Here is a 1,386-nt window from a genome sequence, read left to right on the forward strand (position 1 = left end):
CCCGTCACGTCACGAAAGTCGGTAACACCCGAAGCCGGTGGCCCAACCCCTTGTGGGAGGGAGCTGTCGAAGGTGGGACTGGCGATTGGGACGAAGTCGTAACAAGGTAGCCGTACCGGAAGGTGCGGCTGGATCACCTCCTTTCTAAGGAGCACTTCTTACCGATCCCTTCGGGGTGAGGTCAGAGGCCAGTACATCAGCGACTGTCTGATGCTGGTTGCTCAAGGGTGGAACGTTGATTATTCGGCACACTCGACCTGCTCAGGTTGGCAAGTACTGCTTCGGCGTGGAAAGCGAACATGGGAGGGCGAGGGTGTCGGGCACGCTGTTGGGTGTCTGAGGGTACGGCCGATTGTGGCTGCCTTCAGTGCCGGCCCCGGTAAAGATCTGCTTCGGCGGGTTGTGACGGGTGGTTGGTCGTTGTTTGAGAACTGCACAGTGGACGCGAGCATCTGTGGCCAAGTTTTTAAGGGCGCACGGTGGATGCCTTGGCACCAGGAACCGATGAAGGACGTGGGAGGCCACGATAGTCCCCGGGGAGCCGTCAACCAGGCTTTGATCCGGGGGTTTCCGAATGGGGAAACCCGGCAGTCGTCATGGGCTGTCACCCATACCTGAACACATAGGGTATGTGGAGGGAACGCGGGGAAGTGAAACATCTCAGTACCCGCAGGAAGAGAAAACAACCGTGATTCCGGGAGTAGTGGCGAGCGAAACTGGATGAGGCCAAACCGTATGCGTGTGAGACCCGGCAGGGGTTGCGTATACGGGGTTGTGGGATCTCTCTTTTACGGTCTGCCGGCCGTGAGACGAGTCAGAAACCGTTGATGTAGGCGAAGGACATGCGAAAGGTCCGGCGTAGAGGGTAAGACCCCCGTAGTCGAAACATCAGCGGCTCGTTTGAGAGACACCCAAGTAGCACGGGGCCCGAGAAATCCCGTGTGAATCTGGCGGGACCACCCGCTAAGCCTAAATATTCCCTGGTGACCGATAGCGGATAGTACCGTGAGGGAATGGTGAAAAGTACCGCGGGAGCGGAGTGAAATAGTACCTGAAACCGTGTGCCTACAAGCCGTGGGAGCGTCGCGCATCGAGTTTACTCGGTGCGTCGTGACTGCGTGCCTTTTGAAGAATGAGCCTGCGAGTTTGCGGTGTGTTGCGAGGTTAACCCGTGTGGGGAAGCCGTAGCGAAAGCGAGTCCGAATAGGGCGATTTAGTAGCGCGCTCAAGACCCGAAGCGGAGTGATCTAGCCATGGGCAGGTTGAAGCGGAGGTAAGACTTCGTGGAGGACCGAACCCACCAGGGTTGAAAACCTGGGGGATGACCTGTGGTTAGGGGTGAAAGGCCAATCAAACTCCGTGATAGCTGGTTCTCCCCGAAATGCA

2 rRNA genes are annotated in these 1,386 nt (G+C 57.8%); both read left to right on the forward strand.

Annotated elements, in window-relative coordinates:
• A 16S ribosomal RNA gene (locus tag ABWI07_RS44110) occupies positions 1 to 144 on the forward strand; the annotation flags it as partial.
• Between the two features lie 312 nt (positions 145 to 456).
• A 23S ribosomal RNA gene (locus ABWI07_RS44115) occupies positions 457 to 1,386 on the forward strand; the annotation flags it as partial.

The sequence above is a fragment of the Actinomadura sp. NPDC000600 genome (assembly GCF_040492135.1).
Classification (GTDB): Bacteria; Actinomycetota; Actinomycetes; order Streptosporangiales; family Streptosporangiaceae; genus Spirillospora.